Genomic DNA, 1,667 nt, shown 5'->3' on the forward strand with positions numbered 1-1,667 from the left:
CGGTCGCGGTGCCAGGGCATCAGGGCGCGCAGCAGCGCATCCAGCGAGAAATAGAGCAGCAGGGAGAAGGCGACCAGCACCAGCAGGGCGGCGAACATCAGGTCGATCTCCATGCGCGCGTTGGCGTTGAGCATCAGATAGCCCAGCCCCTGACTGGCACCGGCCCATTCCCCGATGACGGCGCCGATGGGGGCGGCGGTCGCGGCCATTCGAATGCCGGAGGCCAGTGCCGGCAGCGCGGCGGGCAGCTGGATGTGGATCAGTCGGCGCCATGGGCTGGCACCCAGGGTATGGGCAAGATCCAGCCAGCCCTGCTGGGTCTGGCGCAGGCCGTCGTAGCCGGTGGAGGCGACCGGGAAGTAGATGATCAGTGTCGCCATCACCACCTTGGACAGCATGTCATAGCCGAGCCACAGCACCAGCAGCGGCGCGATCGCGAACAGCGGTATCACCTGGCTGATCAGCAGCATCGGCAGCAGCGTGCGGCGCAGGCGGGGAATGAAGGCCAGCGCCAGCGCGGTGGCAAGGCCGAGCAGAATGCCCAGCACCAGCCCGGCCAGTATCTCGCTGATGGTGACGCCAGCGTGATGGGCCAGCAGCGGCGCCTTCTCGATCAAGACCTCGAGCACGGCCTGCGGCGTGGGCAGAATGTAGGGCGGTACGGCGGTGACGGCAATGATCAGCTGCCACAGCCCCAGCAGGAGCAGCGCGCTTATGACGAGGTGACGCATGGCGTGCAGACGTTTCATGCGGCCTCCTCGCTATCACGCAGGCGGGCGATCAGTTGTGCCTGCGCCGGTGGCAGGGCCGGGTCATCCAGTGGCACCGGGCGTGCGGCGCCAAGCCCCGGCAGGCGTTCCAGCTCGGCGCCGTGGCCCGGGAGGCTCGACGGGCGCAGCACCAGCAGCTGATCGGCGAGGCGCAATGCCTCCAGCGGGTCATGGGTCACCATCAGGACGGTGCGGCCCTTGAGCAGGCGGCTGGCCAGATCATGCAGCTCCAGACGGGTGATGGCATCCACCGCCGAGAACGGCTCGTCCATCATCACGACCGGCGCCTGCTGGTAGAGTGTGCGGGCGAGGGCGACGCGCTGGCGCTGACCGCCCGAGAGGGCGTCCGGCCAGGCCTGCTCACGGCCCTCAAGCCCGACCGCGGCCAGCAGTTCATGAGCAAGCTTGCGATTGCGCGGCCGCCGGCGCAGGTCATCGCCCAGCCACAGGTTGTCGATGACGCGCCGCCACGGCAGCAGCAGGTCCTGCTGCGCCATCCAGGCCACGCGGTCGGTCAGCGGCTGACCGTCATCGGTGGCGAGGTCGAGCTGGTGGAGGTCTGACATCTCAAGGCCGGCCAGCAGGCGCAGCAGCGAACTCTTGCCGCAGCCGGAGCGCCCCAGCAGTGCCGTCCAGCTACCGGCTTCCAGACGCGCGGAAATATCGCGGAACAGCGTGTGGCCGGCGTAATCGATTCGTGCGTTGTTGAGGGTGAGTCCCAGCGACACAGGCAATTCCGTGGTCAGGCGGCGTGCCGGCAGGAGGAAGCAGGTGACGCGCCGTGCAGGGCACGCGTCGGGGATTCCCTCCGCCGGTATCAACCGGATCAGGTTCCAGGGGTTGTCGCGCGACGTATCGCTGCGGCTCTCAGCCCATCCTCGGGCACCCCCATCCAGG

General features: G+C 68.5%; 2 protein-coding genes and 1 riboswitch. Both genes read right to left on the reverse strand.

The annotated features are described in order from the left end of the window. A partial coding sequence (locus AC4FAH_RS01275; RefSeq protein WP_490245568.1) for an ABC transporter permease occupies positions 1-749 on the reverse strand: 749 nt, incomplete at its 3' end. Continuing rightward, complete coding sequence (locus AC4FAH_RS01280) at positions 746-1,498, reverse strand: ABC transporter ATP-binding protein (protein WP_200906787.1); 753 nt, start codon at positions 1,496-1,498, stop codon at positions 746-748. The genes AC4FAH_RS01275 and AC4FAH_RS01280, both read right to left, overlap by 4 nt. Before the next feature lie 58 nt (positions 1,499-1,556). Continuing rightward, a riboswitch (TPP riboswitch) is annotated at positions 1,557-1,667 on the reverse strand.

This window comes from Cobetia sp. (genome assembly GCF_983723665.1).